The organism is Streptomyces sp. NPDC127106 (genome assembly GCF_042677605.1).
GTDB lineage: Bacteria > Actinomycetota > Actinomycetes > Streptomycetales > Streptomycetaceae > Streptomyces.
This window is the reverse complement of the sequence record NZ_JBHXTC010000089.1, coordinates 1-16,618: the sequence shown is the minus strand read 5'-3', so window position 1 is coordinate 16,618 and position 16,618 is coordinate 1. Positions and strand designations below refer to the sequence as shown.

Annotated in this window: 13 protein-coding genes and 1 tRNA gene; 9 read left to right on the top strand and 5 right to left on the bottom strand. The window is 72.3% G+C overall.

The genetic code is table 11. The features are described from left to right. Nucleotides 1-128 precede the first annotated feature (128 nt). Together ACFVGY_RS36055 and ACFVGY_RS36050 are read right to left on the bottom strand one after the other, a co-directional pair. On the bottom strand, nt 129-2,450 hold the full coding sequence (locus tag ACFVGY_RS36055) for an SUKH-4 family immunity protein (RefSeq protein ID WP_385686270.1): 2,322 nt from the start codon (nt 2,448-2,450) through the stop codon (nt 129-131). 7 nt (nt 2,451-2,457) lie between these two features. After that, entirely contained in the window at nt 2,458-3,471 is a 1,014-nt protein-coding gene (locus ACFVGY_RS36050; RefSeq protein WP_385686267.1) for an SMI1/KNR4 family protein, read from the bottom strand. Nucleotides 3,472-3,701: 230 nt separating this feature from the next. Between ACFVGY_RS36050 and ACFVGY_RS36045 the strand changes: the two genes are divergently transcribed. Both ACFVGY_RS36045 and ACFVGY_RS36040 read left to right on the top strand, forming a co-directional pair. Then, on the top strand, nt 3,702-4,250 hold the full coding sequence (locus ACFVGY_RS36045) for a YwqJ-related putative deaminase (RefSeq protein ID WP_385686264.1): 549 nt from the start codon (nt 3,702-3,704) through the stop codon (nt 4,248-4,250). 11 nt (nt 4,251-4,261) lie between these two features. Beyond that, on the top strand, nt 4,262-4,777 hold the full coding sequence (locus ACFVGY_RS36040; protein WP_385686261.1) for an SUKH-3 domain-containing protein: 516 nt from the start codon (nt 4,262-4,264) through the stop codon (nt 4,775-4,777). 58 nt (nt 4,778-4,835) lie between these two features. On the opposite strand, the gene ACFVGY_RS36035 is transcribed toward ACFVGY_RS36040, so the two are convergent. Next, entirely contained in the window at nt 4,836-6,140 is a 1,305-nt protein-coding gene (locus ACFVGY_RS36035) for a sensor histidine kinase (protein ID WP_385686258.1), read from the bottom strand. Between the two features lie 233 nt (nt 6,141-6,373). Here ACFVGY_RS36035 and ACFVGY_RS36030 point away from each other — a divergent pair. From ACFVGY_RS36030 to pth, 5 genes are all read left to right on the top strand, one after another. Further along, nucleotides 6,374-6,444: transfer RNA gene (locus ACFVGY_RS36030), tRNA-Gln, on the top strand. A 109-nt stretch (nt 6,445-6,553) separates the two neighbouring features. Then, nucleotides 6,554-8,002, top strand: coding sequence for a bifunctional UDP-N-acetylglucosamine diphosphorylase/glucosamine-1-phosphate N-acetyltransferase GlmU (gene glmU, locus ACFVGY_RS36025; protein WP_385686255.1), 1,449 nt, complete (start codon nt 6,554-6,556; stop codon nt 8,000-8,002). 146 nt (nt 8,003-8,148) lie between these two features. Continuing rightward, nucleotides 8,149-9,126 (top strand): ribose-phosphate diphosphokinase, encoded by a 978-nt coding sequence (locus ACFVGY_RS36020; protein ID WP_360630674.1) that lies wholly within the window; start codon nt 8,149-8,151, stop codon nt 9,124-9,126. 199 nt (nt 9,127-9,325) lie between these two features. Further along, entirely contained in the window at nt 9,326-9,907 is a 582-nt protein-coding gene (locus ACFVGY_RS36015) for a 50S ribosomal protein L25/general stress protein Ctc (RefSeq protein ID WP_385686252.1), read from the top strand. Between the two features lie 91 nt (nt 9,908-9,998). After that, complete coding sequence (pth, locus tag ACFVGY_RS36010; RefSeq protein ID WP_385686249.1) at nt 9,999-10,589, top strand: aminoacyl-tRNA hydrolase; 591 nt, start codon at nt 9,999-10,001, stop codon at nt 10,587-10,589. Between the two features lie 180 nt (nt 10,590-10,769). On the opposite strand, the gene ACFVGY_RS36005 is transcribed toward pth, so the two are convergent. Together ACFVGY_RS36005 and ppc are read right to left on the bottom strand one after the other, a co-directional pair. After that, nucleotides 10,770-11,537, bottom strand: coding sequence for a hypothetical protein (locus ACFVGY_RS36005; RefSeq protein WP_385686246.1), 768 nt, complete (start codon nt 11,535-11,537; stop codon nt 10,770-10,772). Between the two features lie 124 nt (nt 11,538-11,661). Continuing rightward, nucleotides 11,662-14,433: a phosphoenolpyruvate carboxylase gene (ppc, locus tag ACFVGY_RS36000; RefSeq protein ID WP_385686243.1), complete on the bottom strand. Its 2,772-nt coding sequence runs from the start codon at nt 14,431-14,433 to the stop codon at nt 11,662-11,664. A 401-nt stretch (nt 14,434-14,834) separates the two neighbouring features. Here ppc and ACFVGY_RS35995 point away from each other — a divergent pair, with 401 nt between their 5' ends. Beyond that, the gene (locus ACFVGY_RS35995) at nt 14,835-15,881 is read left to right on the top strand and encodes an acyl-CoA desaturase (RefSeq protein ID WP_385686240.1); all 1,047 of its coding nucleotides are present in this window, start codon (nt 14,835-14,837) and stop codon (nt 15,879-15,881) included. Continuing rightward, on the top strand, nt 15,878-16,552 hold the full coding sequence (locus tag ACFVGY_RS35990; RefSeq protein WP_179177022.1) for a TetR/AcrR family transcriptional regulator: 675 nt from the start codon (nt 15,878-15,880) through the stop codon (nt 16,550-16,552). The genes ACFVGY_RS35995 and ACFVGY_RS35990 overlap by 4 nt, the downstream gene beginning before the upstream one ends. Nucleotides 16,553-16,618: the final 66 nt, after the last annotated feature.

Here is a 16,618-nt window from a genome sequence, read left to right as displayed (position 1 = left end):
TCCCGGGGGCGCCCGCGTGGGGGGGGGGTTTCCTCATTCTGGGGCCGGGGGGGGCCCCCCCCGGGGGGGGGGGGGGGGGGCCCCCCCCCCCCCGGCCCCCCCCCCCGGCCACTGAACCGATCATCCGATCAGAGCAGTCCGTCCCACATCTGCTCCAGCAGCACGGACCACCAGCTCTCGGGCGAGTTCAGTGCCGCGGTGTCGAGCCCGGCCAGATTCGCCTGGAAATCGACGGTCCAGCGGCCCGCCTGTTCGGGCGTCAGATGCTGGCGCAGACGCCACATGTGGCCCAGCATCGCCAACGAGCGCACGAACTGCGGCAGGCTCGAATTCACGAACTGCGGCGGCACCGGAGCCCCGCCCGGGCCGCCCTCGACCGGGACGGCCACGATGTGCGCGGTCCCGTACTGCACGCACAGCGCCTTGCCGAAGTCGCTGCCGATGACCAGGTACGAGCCCGCGTCCGACGCGGGCTGGACCTGCCGCTGCGCGGCCATTTCGGCCAGCGTCGGCACGGGCTGGCCCGGCACCGCCTGCGCCCAGAAGAACGGCCCGAAGTCCACGGGCAGACCGGCCCAGACCAGGGTCTGCGCCACGATCTCGGGTACGCCCTGGCGGGACACCGCGCGCTGGTCGAACCGGAACACGCCCTGCGGGCCGAACGCGCCGGCCAGCTCGGAGCCGATGGCGTCCAGCGGGATCGCCGGTTGCAGCGGCACCTGCGGCAGGGGCGCCCGTACCGGTGCGGGGCGCGCCGGTCCGTCGGCCACCTGGTGCAGCTCGCCCTGGTGGGTCAGCAGGTGCTGCATGCCGGCCTGACGTCCGGTGTGGTCCTTGCCGTACGGGGCCACGCTGGTGATCCGGACCTGCGGCCAGGTCTCCCGGATCATCCGGGCGCAGTAGCCGCCGGGCAGCTCGCAGGACTCCAGCTCGGTGTGCAGTTCCAGCACCTGCTGCGGCGGCACGTTCATGGCGCGCAGCTCGTGCAGGATCTGCCACTCCGGGTGCGGGGTGCCGGGCGCCGAGCGGCGGATGATCTGCTGCTCGGAGCCGTCGGGGGCGCGGTAGCGGAGTACGGCCTGGTAGCCCGGGCCGACGGTGGGCGCGCCGGCGGGTGCGGCGGCGGCCGGGCCGGGGCCGGGAGGCACGGGCGGGCCGCCGACCACGGCGGGGCCGGCCAGCATGGTCGCCGCGTGGTCCAGCCCACGACCCAGCGAGCCCGGAGCACCCGGCGGACCGGGAGGCGCGGGCGGCTGACCCACACCGGCACCGTTCGACCCACCCGGAACACCAGGCGGACCAGGAGGCGCCGGAGGACCACCAGCCACCACAGCCGGACCCGCCAGCATCGTCGCCGCATGGTCCAGCCCACGACCCAGCGAGCCCGGAGCACCCGGCGGACCGGGAGGCGCGGGCGGCTGACCCGGTGCGGGAGCAGCCGGAGCGGCAGGCGGCGCGGGGGGCGCCGGGGGCGGGGGCGTGACGGGGGCCCGGTCCGTGGGCTCCTGGGCCAGCGCCTCGGCGGAGGCGGCCGCGGGCCCGGGCGCGGCAGGAGGCGCGGGCGGCGCCGGCGGCATCGCGGGCGGGGCGACCGGAGCCCGACCCGTGGGCTCCTGGGCGAGCGCCTCCGGGGACCCGGGACCGGGCAGCGGCGGCGCCCCCGCCCCGAGGTCCACCGCGGGCGCGATGGCGGTCTTCGGCAGCTGGCTGCCCCCGGCCATCAGGGTGGTCTTGGCCTCCGGGGAAGCACCCGCCGACGGCGCGAGATCCTCCAGGTCCGACCCGGACAGCGGCGGCGCGAACACGGTCGCCGGCAGCGCCACCGACCCCTCGTCCGCGCCCGGGTTCACGTCCGTGCCCGCCCAGGGCGTCGCCCCGGCGGGCACCCCGTCGTTGGCGGTCGGCTCGTACGGCACCTCACGGCGCAGCGGCACCGGCTCGGGCCCCGCCGCGGGCGCAGCCGCGCCCGGCACGGACCCGTCGGCCCCGTCGGCGGCGGCAACACCGGCAACGGGCGCCGCCGGAGCCCCGACCCCGGCCCCCGCGCCCGCGCCCGAAGAGGCGGGTCCGCCCGGGATGCCCGCCCGGTCCGCGGCCTCCTGCAGCCATTCCGGCGGACTGAGCATGAACGACGTCTGCTCCGAGTCGATCCGCGGGGACGGTACCGAGGCCTCCGCCGCCGGAGCGGCCACGGCCCCGTACTCCTCCTCGTACCGGCGGATCACCTCACCCACCGGCAGCCCCGGCCACAGCGTCACCTCGCCGCTGTCGCGCGCGATGACCAGCCGCTGCCGGCCACCTCCGGACACGGGACCGCCGGGACGGTCCTCGGCCCACACCACGAATCCCAGCCCGAACTCCCGCACCCGCACCTCGCGGTGCTGGTACGGGGGCACGTCACCGTTGATCCATTCCTCGGCACGCTCCTGCGCCTGCGCAAACGTCACCATCGCGCTGTCATCCCTCCACCGGCGCCGCACCCGGCACCGGAACCGGCCCCTCCACGGGAACCGAGCGTGCGAATCCGCCGTCCACCATCAGACCGGCGACGGTCTCCAACTCCGGTGGATTTCCGGCCAGTCGTTCGAGAAAGGCATCGAAATCGGCACCGCACGGCAGCAACAGCCGCTCGACGCGTTCCTGGACGGACCAGCCGTCCCGGTCCCGACCGTCGTCGTACGGGGAGAACCACACCGAACCGATGCCGTCGCCCCTCACCTTCACGGCGAGCAGCCCGCCCTGCGCGAACGCGACGCACAGGTAGTCCTTCGTCAGGTGGTCGCGCAGACACTTGTTGACGTACACCAGGTCGTTGACCGCCGCTTCCTCACGCACCGTGAAGAACGGCTGGTCCACGAGCACCCCCAGGTCCACGTCCAACCCGACGCCGACCGGTGCACTGCCGCCCGCCGCCTTCAGGAAGGAGCGGTAGGCCTCCGGCAGCCGGTACCCGAGATCCTCCTCGATCCCCTGCACCTGCTGCTCCGACACCGAAACCACCGACTTGGGCAGCCCCAGGTGGACCGGCCGCACCTCCTGGAGCGGCCGCGTCCCCCGCTTGTCGTGGTCCACGGGCGCGGTCGCCAGCCCGGCGTGGTGCCGCAACAGGGCCTTCACCTCGACCGGGACCAGCTCCATCCGCCGCGTGCCCGCGACGTGGTGCCAGGTCCAGCCGTGCGGGGTCGCCACCGGTCCGACCGTGTCCCACAGCGGGTGACCCGCCGCGCGCATGGCCGCGTTCGCGGACACGTAGTCCGTCAGCCGCAGCTCGTCCACGCCGAAACCCTCGGGCGGCTCGGCGATCTCCACCGCCGCCCGCGCGTACGCGGAGAAGTCGGGATGTCCCTGCGCGTCCATCCGCACGCCGTGGGGATGCCGAGCGGCCCGGACCGGGTCCGGGAAGTGCACGACCTGCCCCGAGTACGCGGCGTTGGGTGGCGCGGCGTGCTGGCCGAGCCGACCTGTCGTCATGGCGGTAGCCCCCTGCTGGATCTGGCTGGTTCACCACAGCCTATGTGCTCCGGCAAGAGGGGCAGCCGCCCCCGAGCCACGCACCCACCCGACGGCCGGGAACATCCGAATTGATACGAATATTCGACCCCCGTTCCACACCGCGGGGGACATTTGACAGGCTGTCCCCACAGCACGGGGGCGTGCGCGACAGCGGCCATCACCGCAGCCACGGGAGGGAAGGCGCGAGCATGCAGAACACGGCAACACGCACAACAGCAGCCGATACCGGACCGGAAGCCGCCGGCCCCGCCTCGGACCCGCGCCTGCGCTGGAGCGCCGCGGGCAGCCGCGCCGACGTACCCGTACCCCGCTTCCGCCGCGACGGCATCCTCCCCACCGTCGCCGCCGCCCTCTCCGTACGCGGCGAGACCCTCACCGGCACGGCCGGCAAGGGCGACCAGCCGCCCACGCTGCATCCGCTCGTCCAGGACTTCCTCGACACCCTCACCAGCAGCCAGCGCGAACGGTTCACCGGCCGCTGCCCCGAGGCGATACTCCTCTCCCGGCACCTGACCGCCGCCGAGAAGGCCCGCAGCAAGCGCGCCTCCCGCAAGCCCCTCACGGCCGGCGAAGCACGCCGCTCGCTCAAGAACGCCAAGATCACCGCCCGCCGCATCCGCGAGGACGGCGACCCCCTCCACGGCAGTTACGCGCCCCCGTGCCGGTCCTGCGAGGCCCTCCTCGCCCACTTCGGCGTACGACCCGTCGACCTCACACCCGCCTCCGAGAGGGCCTGACCCCCGCCACCATGACCACCACCTCCTCCGCCTCCTACGACCGCTCCTCGGCCACCCGTTTCCCCGCCGTCGTGGACACCGCCCTGCGCACCGCCGGCTGGGAACCCGGCCGCTGGGACATCAAGCAGGCCGAGTACTGGGCCGACGCGCTCCGGGACCACACCACACCCGCCGGACACCGCCACACGGTCTTCCCCGCCGCCGTCGAGGCCTGGGCCGAATTCGGCGGCCTCACGGTCAGCGCCTCCGGACCGGGCCGCCAGATAGCGCCCGTCCCCGTACGCCTGGACCCGCTGACCGGCCTCCACCTCGCGCGCACCTTCGCCGACCTCGGCCGCGCCCTGTCCACCCAGCTCTGCCCGCTCGGCGTCGACTCGGACGGCGCCTCGCACCTCGCCATCGACCGCGAGGGCCGGATCTACGCCATCGACCACACCGGCGACTGGTACCTCGGCGGCGGCATGGACGAGGCCCTCACCCTCCTCCTGACCGGCCTCCAGCCGGCCCGCCTGACCGCCGCCCCCTGACCCGCCCGCCCCGGCGCACCGGCTGCGCCGGGCCCGGCCGGAACGGCAGCAGCAGCCGCTACTCCTGCCCGGCGACACCCGGCAGCACCGCCGACACCCGGAAACCACCGGCATCCGTCGGACCCGACACGAACACCCCGCCCAGCCCGAGCACCCGTTCCCGCATCCCCACCAGGCCGTTCCCCCCGCTGGGCAGCTCGGGCCGCGCCACGTCCGCCGCACCGGGCCCGTTCTCCACCTGCATCGCCACCTCACCGTCCCGATGGGCGAGCCGCACCACGACCTCCGCGCCCGGCGCGTGCTTGTGGCAGTTCGTGAGCGCCTCCTGCACCACCCGGTACGCCGTCTGCTCCACCTCGGCCGGATACGTACCCTCCGGTCCCCGGACGTCCAGGTCCACGACCATCCCCGCCGCCCGCGACTGCCCGACCAACGCCTCCAGCTCCGCCAGCGTCGGCCCGTCCTCCGGACCCGCCGCCGGCGCCACCGCGACCGCCACCGGCTCCACGGCGGCCACCGGGACCGGGGCCGCCCCGGACACCGCCGGCTTCGCCGCCACCGGCGCCCGCAGCACACCGAGCATCTCCCGCAGCTCCGTCAGCGCCTGCCGGCCCATGTCCCCGACCAGCGCCGCGTTCCGCGCCGCCTTCACCGGGTCCTTGACCACCACGGCCTGCAGCGCCGCCGCGTGCACCACCATCAGCGACACCCGGTGCGCCACCACGTCGTGCATCTCCCGGGCGATCCGGGTCCGCTCCTCCCGCCGGGCCCACTCGGCCCGCTCCTCCGCCCGCTCCGCCAGCAGCAGCAGCTCCCGCTCCAGCGAGTCCGCCCGCTCCTGCAAGCTCTCCATCAGACGGCGCCGGGCCCCCATGTACAGGCCGAGCAGGACCGGCACCACGTTCAGCGCCACCGCCAGGACCCCGGACAGCACGAGCACCACGCCGTGCGTCGCGCCCACGTCCCCGCTGGTGCGCACGTACATGACGACGAACGTCGCCAGCAGCGCCAGCACGGTCAGCGTCGAGGTGATCCGGCGGGGCACCTCGCTCGCGGCGAGCGTGTACAGCCCGACCACGCTGAGGACGATGCCCATGGCCGCCGGTGCCACGGCGATCCCGACCAGCACCACGGCGACCGGCCAGCGCCACCGCAGCAGCACCACGGACCCCACCAGCACCCCGAAGAGCACCCCCAGGGCGGTCGGGATCCCGGTCTCGTGCGCGAAGGCGACCCCCTCGGCCGCACACTCCGCGGCCGACACCGCCGCGATCCCCCCGTCGAGCACCGCCGACCGCGGCCGGTCCCACCACAGGGGCCCGTCCCGCCCGGCCCCGCCCTGCCACTCCCCCGTACTGGTCATGCCGTCCAGCCTACGCAGCGGCCCCAGCACACCAGCGACGGAAAGTCCGCCGCCGTCACGGCCGCCGAGAAGTCCCCGGATGAACGTCGACGAGAACTACCGCGGCTGCCCCGCTCTTTGCGTCAGCCGAAGCGCAGACATCTACCGTCGCATCGAGGGCGCCTGGTGCGGCATAGTAGGGGCGGTCAACCTGAACCGGGAACGCGGGATGTCCGATTTGGGGAGATTTACCATCCCCTGTGGTGTAATGGCAGCACTGAGGTTTTTGGTACCTTATGTCCGGGTTCGAATCCTGGCAGGGGAGCTGTGCAGGTTCGGGTCCTGACCGGAAGGTCAGGACCCGCCCTCGTTTACGGCCCCTGACCCCCCGGTATCCTTCGGGAGTCCACCACCCGAAGCCGAAGGGCACACCCGTGAGCGCCAACCGCCCGGCAGCCGTCGTCGTACTCGCAGCGGGTGAGGGCACCCGCATGAAGTCGGCCACTCCCAAGGTCCTGCACGAGATCTGCGGGCGGTCGCTCGTGGGCCACGTCGTCGCCGCCTCGCGCGAACTCGACCCCGAGCACCTCGTGGTCGTCGTCGGCCACGCCCGCGAGCAGGTCACCGCGCACCTCGCCGACATCGACGCCGGCGTCCGCACGGCCGTGCAGTACGAGCAGAACGGCACCGGTCACGCCGTCCGCATGGCACTCCAGGAGCTCGGCGGGTCCGTCGACGGCACCGTGGTCGTGGTCTGCGGCGACACCCCGCTGCTGACCGGCGAGACCCTGTCGGCCCTGGTCGCGACCCACGGCGCCGACGGCAACGCCGTCACCGTCCTGACCGCCGAGGTCCCGGACTCGACCGGCTACGGCCGCATCGTCCGCGACGCGGAGACCGGCGCGGTCACCGCGATCGTCGAGCACAAGGACGCCACCGAGGAGCAGCGCGCGATCCGGGAGATCAACTCCGGCGTCTTCGCCTTCGACGGTGCGCTGCTGGCCGACGCCCTGGGCAAGGTGCGCACGGACAACAGCCAGGGCGAGGAGTACCTCACCGACGTGCTCGGCATCCTGCGGGAGGCCGGCCACCGCGTGGGCGCGGCCGTGGGCAGTGACCACCGCCAGATCCTGGGGATCAACAACCGGGTGCAACTGGCCGAGGCGCGGGGGCTGCTGAACGCACGGCTGCTGGAGCGGGCCATGCTCGCGGGCGTGACGGTCGTGGACCCGGCGAGTACGTTCGTGGACGTGACGGTGACGTTCGGCCAGGACGCGCTGATCCACCCGGGTACGCAGCTGCTCGGTTCGACGCACGTCGCCGAGGGTGCCGAGGTCGGCCCGAACACGCGGCTGAAGGACACGCAGGTGGGTCCGAAGGCGCGGGTGGACAACACGGTGGCGGACTCCGCGGTGATCGGCGAGTCGGCGTCGGTGGGTCCGTACGCGTACCTGCGCCCGGGCACGAACCTCGGCCTGAAGGCGAAGGCCGGTACGTACGTGGAGATGAAGAACGCGACGATCGGCGAGGGGACGAAGGTCCCGCACCTGTCGTACGTGGGTGACGCGACGATCGGCGAGTACACCAACATCGGTGCGGCGAGCGTGTTCGTGAACTACGACGGTGAGCACAAGCACCACACCACGGTCGGCTCACATTGCAAGACGGGTTCGGACAACATGTTTGTGGCGCCCGTCACGATCGGGGACGGCGCCTACACGGCGGCCGGATCCGTGATCACCAAGGATGTGCCGCCCGGTGCGCTGGCCGTCGCCCGTGGCCAGCAGCGGAATATCGAGGGCTGGGTGGCCCGCAAGCGTCCGGGGAGTGCTGCTGCGTCGGCGGCGCAGTCGGCGGCTCGGGAGGGGTCCGCGGAGGGCTGAGAAAGCCCTTCCGGGTGAACTGTCCGGAAACAGGTGCGTCGGAGACGGCGTACCGTGATAGGTGCACGCAATCGGCTGGCTCACCGTGTGCGGGACGGACGCACGCGGGGGCGAGCAGCTTTCAACACGTCTGAGGAGACTGTGCTGTGACCGGGATCAAGACGACCGGCGAGAAGAAGCTGATGCTCTTCTCCGGCCGCGCCCACCCCGAGCTGGCCGAGGAGGTTGCGCACCAGCTGGGCGTCCAGCTCGTGCCGACCAAGGCTTTCGACTTCGCCAACGGTGAGATCTACGTCCGCTTCCAGGAGTCGGCGCGCGGTGCGGACTGCTTCCTGATCCAGAGCCACACGGCTCCGATCAACAAGTGGGTCATGGAGCAGCTGATCATGCTGGACGCGCTGAAGCGTGCGTCGGCCCGTTCGATCACTGTGATCATCCCGTCGTACGGGTACGCCCGCCAGGACAAGAAGCACAAGGGCCGCGAGCCGATCTCGGCGCGTCTGGTGGCGGACCTGCTGAAGACGGCGGGTGCGGACCGGATCCTCACGGTCGACCTGCACACGGACCAGATCCAGGGCTTCTTCGACGGCCCGGTGGACCACCTGTCGGCCCTTCCGGTCCTCGCGGACTACGTGGGCGCCAAGGTGGACCGCACCAAGCTGACGATCGTCTCCCCGGACGCCGGCCGTGTCCGGGTGGCCGACCGCTGGTGCGACCGCCTGGACGCGCCGCTGGCGATCGTGCACAAGCGCCGCGACAAGGACGTCGCCAACCAGGTGACCGTCCACGAGGTCGTCGGTGAGGTCCGGGGCCGTGTCTGCGTGCTGGTCGACGACATGATCGACACCGGTGGCACGATCTGCGCCGCCGCCGAGGCGCTCTTCGCGCACGGCGCGGAGGACGTCATCGTGACGGCCACGCACGGCATCCTGTCGGGCCCGGCGGCGGACCGCCTGAAGAACTCCAAGGTGAGCGAGTTCGTGTTCACGAACACCCTGCCGGACCCGTCCGACCTGGAGCTCGACAAGATCACGGTGCTGTCGATCGCCCCGACGATCGCGCGCGCCGTGCGCGAGGTGTTCGAGGACGGCTCGGTGACGAGCCTCTTCGAGGAGCAGCAGTAAGGGTCGGGCCGCAGGGCCGGCGCTAGATCCTTTTGGGCGCGGCCTCCCCGCCGGGTAGACTTGACGAGTTGCTCGGCGAGGGAGGCCGCGCCTTTTTTGTGAAGGTGTCGGGGCTCCGTTATCGACGCGCTCTTCGTAGCAGGCCGTTTCGTGGCCGGGTGACCGTCTTCCGCTTTCCGTCACCCCACGAGGAGTGAACATGTCCGAGGTCAAGCTCTCCGCTGAGATCCGTACCGTGTTCGGCAAGGGCGCCGCCCGTGCCACCCGCCGCAACAAGCAGATCCCCGCGGTCATCTACGGCCACGGCGAGGCCCCGAAGCACGTCGCCGTCGAGGGTCACGCCCTGACCATGGCGCTGAAGACCCCGAACGTCCTGATCTCCCTGGACATCGCGGGCGACGGCACCGAGCTGGTCATCCCCAAGGCCGTCCAGAAGGACCCGATCAAGCGCACCGTCGACCACGTCGACTTCCTCGCCGTGAAGAAGGGCGAGAAGGTCACCGTCGAGGTTCCGGTCCAGGCCGAGGGTGAGCTGGCCGCCGGCGGCAACCTGCTGGAGCACGTCCTCGCCACCGTGTCGGTCGAGGCCGAGGCCACCCACCTGCCCGAGTCCCTGACGGTCTCCGTCGAGGGCCTGGAGGCCGGTGCCTCCGTCCTCGCCCAGGACATCGCGCTGCCGTCGGGCGTCACCCTGGTGACCGAGACCGACGCCGTCGTCCTCCAGGTCGTCGCGGCCCAGGTCGAGGAGCCGGCCGCCGAGGCCGAGGGCGCCGAGGCCTGAGCCTCGCCCTTCCCTTTCAGCTGATGCTGAACGACCGCCGTCCTGCGGCACTGGTGCAGGTCGGCGGTCGTCCACGGTAAGGTGCGTTGTGATGTGTGACGACGCGGCGCCCTGGCTGATAGTCGGCCTGGGGAATCCCGGGGCGGAGTACGCGGGCAACCGCCACAACATCGGGTTCATGGTGGTCGACCTGCTGGCCGACCGGATCCGGGGGAAGTTCAAGGCGCACAAGGCGCGGGCGCAGGTGGTGGAGGGCCGGATGGGGCCGCCGGGACCGGCGAACCGGCGGGTGGTGCTGGCGAAGCCGATGTCCTTCATGAACCTGTCGGGAGGCCCGGTGACGGCGCTGCGGGACTTCTACAAGGTGCCGGTGGACCGGATCGTCGCGGTCCACGACGAGCTGGACATCGACTACGCGACGCTGCGCCTGAAGCTGGGCGGTGGGGACAACGGGCACAACGGCCTGAAGTCGATGACGAAGTCGATGGGCGCGGACTACCACCGGGTGCGGTGCGGGATCGGGCGTCCGCCGGGGCGGATGCAGGTGGCGGACTTCGTGCTGAAGGACTTCTCGTCCACGGAGCGCAAGGAGCTGGACTGGTTCGTGGACCGGGCGGCCGATGCCGTGGAGTGCTTGATCACGGAGGGTCTGGAGCGGGCGCAGTCCGCGTACAACGCCTGACGGTTTTTCATGGTGTGACGGTAGGGCGGAGGTCTGCGGGACGGCCTCCGCTCACGGATCGTTACAGCGGACATAAGGTGTTCGACCCGCCCACTCCGCGCGAATGCTGACGACTGCCTCTTGACCCGGGCGCGCCGCGATCAGCATGCTGGGCCGCCACCTCCCACGGCACGCTTTCCCTCACATGCGCCAGAGGTATCCCATGCCCATATCCCCCAAGCGCCTGGCGGCGGCTTCGGTTCCCGCTGCTGTCTCCCTGCTGCTCGCCGCGGGCGCGGCCCCGGCCTTCGCCGACGGTTCGTACACCGTCCCGATCCACCAGCAGCTTCCGCTGACGGCCACCTCGAAGGGTGTCTCGAACGAGAAGCAGTGCGCGGACATCCCGTCCTCGCAGGACGGCTGGCACTTCGTGCTGCCGGGCAATTCGACGACGTTCGTGAAGCTGAAGGTGACCTTCGAGCCGGGCGGCGAGAAGGTCGTGACGGTGTTCGGTCCGCCGACGGAGAAGCACGCGTACGTGGCGTCCGAGGCGGGTGCGAAGCTGACGGCCGCTTCGGCGGAGGTCCAGGGCGGCTCGGTCGACTGGTTCAACCTGTCGCACACCTGCCCGGCTTCGACGAAGCCGTCGGGTTCGCCGTCGGGCAGCCCGTCCGGGTCCCCGTCGGGCAGCCCGTCGTCGTCGCCGTCCGGTTCGTCGTCGCCGTCCGGTTCGCCGTCGGGCAGCCCGTCGTCGTCCACGTCCGCTTCTCCGTCCGGTTCGCCGTCGGCTTCCCCGTCCGGGTCCCCGTCCCCGTCGGTGTCGTCGTCCTCGGCGACGACCGGCGGCTCGACGGCCGGTACGGGCGGCGGTCTGGCGAGCACGGGCTCGAACGCCCCGGTCGGCCTGATCGCGACCGTGGCCGGTGTGATGGTCGCCGCCGGCGCCGTGCTGGTGGTGCGCCGCCGCAAGGCCGCTGCCGAGGGCTGAGGTCCTCGTGAGCCGGGGGCCGGGCGCCCCCGGTGATACGGCAGGGCCCCCGCACCGCGACGGTGCGGGGGCCCTGTCGTGCGTACGGGCTGCTGCGCCGGCGGATCAGCCGGTGTTGCGCAGGCCGGCGGCGACGCCGTTGACGCTGAGGAGCAGGGCGCGGGAGAGGACCGGGTCAGGCTCCTCGCCGCGGGCGGCGGCGGCGCGCTGGCGGGCCAGCAGGGAGACCTGGAGGTAGGAGATGGGGTCCAGGTAGGCGTCGCGGACGGCGAAGGTCTGCTGGAGGACGGGCTGCGAGTCGAGGAGGCGTTCGCCGCCGGTGATGCGCAGCACCTCGCGGACGGTCAGCTCGTGTTCGGCGCGGATGCGGTCGAAGACGTGCTTCAGCTCGTCGGGGACGAGGGTGTCGACGTAGTGGCGGGCGATCCGCAGGTCCGTCTTGGCGAGGGTCATCTCGACGTTGGACAGGAAGTTGCGGAAGAAGTGCCAGCGTTCGCCCATCTCGGTGAGGACGCTCTCCTGGCCGGCCTCGCGGATGGCCTTGAGGCCGGAGCCGACGCCGTACCAGCCCGGGACGATCTGGCGGGACTGGGTCCAGCCGAACACCCAGGGGATGGCGCGCAGGCCGTCGAGGCCGGCGCCGGAGTCGGGGCGGCGGGAGGGCCGGGAGCCCAGGTGGAGGTCGGCGAGCTGGTCGACCGGGGTGGAGGCGAAGAAGTAGGCCGGCAGGTCGGGGTCCTCGACCAGGGCCCGGTAGGCGGAGTGGGCGGCGTCGGAGGCGATGTCCATGGCCGCGTCCCAGCGGGCGAGGTCGTCACCGGACTGGCGGGGGGCCGTGTGCAGGGCGGAGGCCTGGAGGGTCGCCGCGACGGTGAGTTCGAGGTTCTCCCGGGCCAGGGAGGGCACGAGGTACTTGTCGGAGATGACCTCGCCCTGCTCGGTGACCTTGATCTCGCCTTCGAGGGTGCCCCACGGCTGGGCGAGGATCGCGTCGTGGGAGGGGCCGCCGCCGCGGCCGACGGTGCCGCCGCGGCCGTGGAAGAGGCGCAGGCGGACGCCGTAGCGGTGGGCGACGTCGCGCAGGCGGCGCTGGGCGCGGTGGATCTCCCACTGGCTGGTGGTGATGCCGCCGAACTTGGAGGAGTCCGAGTAGCCGAGCATGACCTCCTGGACATCGCCGCGGAGGGAGACCAGGCGGCGGTAGGAGGGGTCGGCGAGCATCTCGTCGAGGATGACGTCGGCCGCGCGCAGTTCGTCGGTGGTCTCCAGCAGCGGCACGATGCCGATCTTGGCCCAGCCGGCATGGAGGTCGACGAGCCCGGCCTCGCGGGCGAGGACGGCGGCGGCGAAGACGTCGTCGGCGCCCTGGCACATGGAGATGATGTAGGACTCGATGACCTCGGGCCCGAACTTCTCGAAGGCGTCCTTGATCGTGAGGAAGACGCCCAGGGTCTTCTGACCGGCCGCGTCGAGCGGGGCGGGGGTGGGCGCGAGGGGTCGGCGGGAGCGCAGTTCCTTGGCGAGGAGCTTCTGCCGGTACTCGCGGGGCATGTCGGAGTAGCGCCAGGACTCCTCGCCGAGGCGGTCGAAGAGCTGGCCGAGGGCGTGGTGGTGGGCGTCGGCGTGCTCGCGGACGTCCATGGTGGCCAGCTGGAGGCCGAAGGCGGCGAGGGTGCGGATGGTGCGGTCCATGCGGCCGTCGGCGAAGAGGCCGCCGCGGTGCTCGCGCAGGGAGGTCTGGATGAGGGTGAGGTCGGTGAGCAGCTCGGCGGTGCCGAGGTAGTCGCGGCCCTCCTCGTGCGGGGTGCCCTGGGCGAGGCGCCGGCGGGTGTTGAGGAGCTTCTGCCGGATGCAGGTCACCTTGAGGCGGTACGGCTCCTCCGCGTTGAGCCGCTTGTACCGGGGGCTGATCTCGGGGAGGCGTTCGAGGTCGGCCTGGAGGGAGGAGAGGAGTTCCTCGGTGGCTCCGGTGTAGCGGATGGAGTTCGACAGCAGGCTGCGCAGGAAGTCGACGAGTTCGAGGGCGTCGGTGATGCCGTGCTCGTGCTGGAGGATCAGCACCTCGCGGGTGACGTCGGGGGTGACGTTGGGGTTGCCGTCGCGGTCGCCGCCGATCCAGGTGCCGAAGGTGAGGGGGCGGGTACCGGGGGGCAGTTCGATGCCGACGCGCTGGAGTTCGGCGGCGAGGTCTTCGAGGACGTCACCGACGGCGCCGGCGTGGAGCTCGTCGAGGTAGTAGATGGCGTTGCGGGCCTCGTCGGCGGGTTCGGGGCGGACGACGCGCAGTTCGTCGGTCTGCCAGACGAGGTCGATGTTCTCGGCGAGGCGGAGGTCCTGGCGGCGGCGGTCGCCGGCACCGGCGGCGGTCTCCTCCAGGAGGGCGGCGATGCGGCGCAGCTTGTTCAGGACGCTGCGGCGGGCGGCCTCGGTGGGGTGGGCGGTGAAGACCGGGCGGACGTTGAGGTTGCGCACGGTCTCGCGCAGGTGCTCGGGGTCGGCGTCCTTGAGCATGTCGGCGGTGCGGGCGAGGAGGCCGCCCTCGGCGGCGCGGTGGGCGCGCAGCTCACGACCGCGGTGCACCTGCTCGGTGACGTTGGCGAGGTGGAAATAGGTGGAGAAGGCGCGCACGAGCTTGGCGGCGGTCTCCAGGTCGGTGTCGCCGAGGAGGGTCGCGGCGGCCTCGCCGTCGGTGCGGGTGAGGGCGCGGACGCGCTCGACGAGGTCGAGGAGTTCTCGGCCTTCCTGGCGGACGATGGTCTCGCCGAGGAGGTCGCCGAGGCGGCGGATGTCCGCGCGCAGCTCGGCGTTGACGGCGGCGACGGCGGACGGGGCCCGGCCCGGGGTGTGGGCGGTGGAGGCCTGGTCGGCACTGCTCACAGGTGCGGCTCCTTGCAGTGGTCGAGCGCTACGGGGAGGTGGGCTCCGGCGTGCGCGCGTGGTGGTACTGCCGCCCGGCCGGGTGTCTGTTCCGTTGCGGGGGAGTCCCTCTGCCGCGCAGCTCGGCTGCCCGTGCGGACCGCGCTGTCCGACGACACCAGGATAGGTGTCCGGGCCTCGTGCCTCGGTAAACGTCTCGACAGGCGGTCGCCGTGCACCGTCCGGGCGGGCGCGGTGGGCGGGGGCGGGGGTGGGCGGCGGGTGTGCGCCCGTGGGTGCGCCGTGCCGTGTTGTTGCGCTCCTCTTGCCGGGGGGCCGCCCTTTGCCATACTTACGTTGCCGTAGGTTACGCATCCGTAGCCGGGGTGCCTGCCTCCTCCCTCTTCCTTCAGGGGACGCCCATGACCACCGGTCCCGATCTGATCGAGGGCGTCTCCACGCCCTCGGACCCGCCGTCCGATCCGTCTTGCGAGGCGCCGTCCGCCTCCCCTTCCGCCGCCTCTGCGCCGTCCGGTTCCGCGGTGCCGTCCGCGACCCGCGGCGGCGAGCACAAGCGGTCGGTCGAGCAGATCGCACTGCTGCTGTTCATCACCGTGCCCTTCCTGGCGCTGCTCGCGGCGGTGCCGCTGGCCTGGGGGTGGGGGGTGAGCTGGTGGGACCTCGGCCTGATGGCGTTCATGTACTTCCTGACCTGCCACGGGATCACGGTGGGCTTCCACCGTCATTTCACGCACGGTTCCTTCAAGGCGAAGCGGCCGCTGCGGATCGCGCTGGCGGTGATGGGGTCGATGGCGGTGGAGGGGCCGCTGGTGCGCTGGGTGGCGGACCACCGCAAGCACCACCGGTACTCCGACCAGGACGGCGACCCGCACTCGCCGTGGCGGTTCGGGGAGAGCCTGCCGGCGCTGGTGAAGGGCCTGTGGTGGGCGCACGTCGGCTGGCTGTTCGACACGGAGCAGACCGATCAGCACAAGTACGCCCCCGATCTGATCAAGGATCCGGCGCTGCGGCGGGTCTCGCGGGACTTCGTGTTCTGGACGGTGGTGTCGCTGGCGGTCCCGCCGCTGGTGGGTGGTCTGGTCACGATGTCGTGGTGGGGTGCGTTCACGGCGTTCTTCTGGGGTTCCCTGGTGCGGGTGGCGCTGCTCCACCACGTGACGTGGTCGATCAATTCGATCTGCCATGCGGTGGGCAAGCGTCCGTTCCGGTCCCGGGACCGGTCGGGGAACGTGTGGTGGCTGGCGGTGCTGTCCTGCGGGGAGTCCTGGCACAACCTGCACCACGCGGACCCGACGTCGGCCCGGCACGGAGTGCTGCGCGGGCAGGTGGATTCCAGTGCCCGGCTGATCCGCTGGTTCGAGCGGGCGGGCTGGGCGACGGACGTGCGCTGGCCGTCCGGGGCCCGGATCGACGCCCGACGCAGGGAAAACGCGTCGCACGCGGCATGATGGGGGGCGTGGCGATCGACGGCAGCACTTCCAGCAGCGACAAGCCCAGGCGTGGCCGCCGGGTTCGGATGACGGGCGCGGAGCGGCGCCAGCAACTGCTGGACATCGGCCGGGCCCTGTTCGCCGAGAAGGGCTTCGAGGGCACGTCGGTGGAGGAGATCGCGGCCAAGGCCGGGGTGTCCAAGCCGGTGGTGTACGAGCACTTCGGCGGCAAGGAGGGCCTGTACGCGGTCGTGGTGGACCGGGAGATGCGCCAGCTGCTGGACATGGTGACGGGTGCGCTGACGGCCGGTCATCCGCGGGAGCTGCTGGAGCAGGCGGCGTTCGCCCTGCTGGACTACATCGAGTCCTATACGGACGGGTTCCGGATCCTGGTGCGGGATTCGCCGGTGGCCCAGTCGACGGGTACGTTCGCGTCGCTGATCAGCGATATCGCCACACAGGTCGAGGACATCCTGGGGCTGGAGTTCAAGGCGCGGGGGTTCGATCCGAAGCTGGCCCCGCTGTACGCGCAGGCACTGGTCGGGATGGTGGCGCTGACCGGGCAGTGGTGGCTGGACGTGCGGCGACCGAAGAAGGCGGAGGTCGCGGCGCACCTGGTGAACCTGGCCTGGCACGGGCTGGACGGGCTGGAGTCGAAGCCGCGGCTGGTGGGCCACCGCAAGAGCTGAGGCCCCGCCCCGGCTCCGGCGGGAGCCGGGGCGGGCGGGGTACGGCCGGTCGCTTATACACATCAG

Excerpts from the sequence above, each read along its gene's own strand:
- ACFVGY_RS36055 (WP_385686270.1), bottom strand. The coding sequence starts at position 2,450 with ATGGTGACGTTTGCGCAGGCGCAGGAGCGTGCCGAGGAATGGATCAAC.
- ACFVGY_RS36050 (WP_385686267.1), bottom strand. The coding sequence starts at position 3,471 with ATGACGACAGGTCGGCTCGGCCAGCACGCCGCGCCACCCAACGCCGCG.
- ACFVGY_RS36045 (WP_385686264.1), top strand. The coding sequence starts at position 3,702 with ATGCAGAACACGGCAACACGCACAACAGCAGCCGATACCGGACCGGAA.
- ACFVGY_RS36040 (WP_385686261.1), top strand. The coding sequence starts at position 4,262 with ATGACCACCACCTCCTCCGCCTCCTACGACCGCTCCTCGGCCACCCGT.
- ACFVGY_RS36035 (WP_385686258.1), bottom strand. The coding sequence starts at position 6,140 with ATGACCAGTACGGGGGAGTGGCAGGGCGGGGCCGGGCGGGACGGGCCC.
- ACFVGY_RS36015 (WP_385686252.1), top strand. The coding sequence starts at position 9,326 with ATGTCCGAGGTCAAGCTCTCCGCTGAGATCCGTACCGTGTTCGGCAAG.
- pth (WP_385686249.1), top strand. The coding sequence starts at position 9,999 with ATGTGTGACGACGCGGCGCCCTGGCTGATAGTCGGCCTGGGGAATCCC.
- ACFVGY_RS35995 (WP_385686240.1), top strand. The coding sequence starts at position 14,835 with ATGACCACCGGTCCCGATCTGATCGAGGGCGTCTCCACGCCCTCGGAC.
- ACFVGY_RS35990 (WP_179177022.1), top strand. The coding sequence starts at position 15,878 with ATGATGGGGGGCGTGGCGATCGACGGCAGCACTTCCAGCAGCGACAAG.